The sequence below is a fragment of the Hungatella sp. SL.1.14 genome (genome assembly GCF_024460495.1).
In the GTDB taxonomy this organism is placed as follows: domain Bacteria; phylum Bacillota; class Clostridia; order Lachnospirales; family Lachnospiraceae; genus Hungatella; species Hungatella hathewayi.
The window spans coordinates 1-845 of the sequence record NZ_JANFYJ010000087.1 but is presented as its reverse complement, the minus strand read 5'-3'; the positions used below and the strand labels follow the sequence as shown (position 1 = coordinate 845).

The following is an 845-nucleotide window of genomic DNA, read 5'->3' as shown; positions in this document are numbered from 1 at the left end:
AAGTCAGTGACCCAACCGCAAGGAGGGAGCTGCCGAAGGCGGGACTGATAACTGGGGTGAAGTCGTAACAAGGTAGCCGTATCGGAAGGTGCGGCTGGATCACCTCCTTTCTAAGGAAGAAGAAGTAAGGGTTTTAGATACTGTTGAGTCTTGTGTTTCAAAGAAGATAAAAGTAATTGAATAAGAAACGCCAAGAAAGACTAGAAATTTCTGGTGCCGATGCGCTTAGGGGAAACACCCGTACCCATCCCGAACACGATGGTTAAGACTTAAGCGGCCGATGGTACTATGCTGGAGACGGCATGGGAGAGCAGGTGGGTGCCAGATTTTACAAAAGGGCTTATAGCTCAGCCGGTTAGAGCGCACGCCTGATAAGCGTGAGGTCGGTGGTTCGAGTCCACTTAAGCCCACTACTTAACTCCCAGGAGATAAGTAAGTGGAAAGAAACAAAAGAATAAAGGGATTGCCTGAAAAGGGAAGACCAGCATCCGGTATTTGACATAAATATGGGGGTGTAGCTCAGTTGGGAGAGCACCTGCCTTGCAAGCAGGGGGTCAAGAGTTCGAATCTCTCCATCTCCATTCGGTATGAAGGAAGGAAGCCGTAAGGTAACCGGGAGTCATGCCAGCATGTACCTTGAAAACCACATATTGAATATATCTAGAAAAGTTGAAACAGAGGAGAGGTTCGCAAGAACATCAAACCTGTGGAAAACAATTCAAGACATCCGAGGTGTTATATCGTAACAGATATAACCGAAAATTATAAACTCGTTGTTGCTGTAACGTACAGCGATAACAAACCTAAGACCAGAGATTCAACGCTATGAATCTTAGATGAGTAAT

General features: G+C 45.9%; 2 tRNA genes and 2 rRNA genes. All 4 read left to right on the top strand.

The features are described from left to right. Positions 1-110: ribosomal RNA gene (locus NE473_RS30040) — 16S ribosomal RNA — on the top strand; the annotation flags it as partial. Positions 111-209: 99 nt separating this feature from the next. Continuing rightward, a 5S ribosomal RNA gene (gene rrf, locus NE473_RS30035) occupies positions 210-327 on the top strand. Positions 328-336: 9 nt separating this feature from the next. Next, positions 337-410 (top strand) — tRNA-Ile (locus NE473_RS30030). A 98-nt stretch (positions 411-508) separates the two neighbouring features. After that, positions 509-581 (top strand) — tRNA-Ala (locus NE473_RS30025). Positions 582-845: the final 264 nt, after the last annotated feature.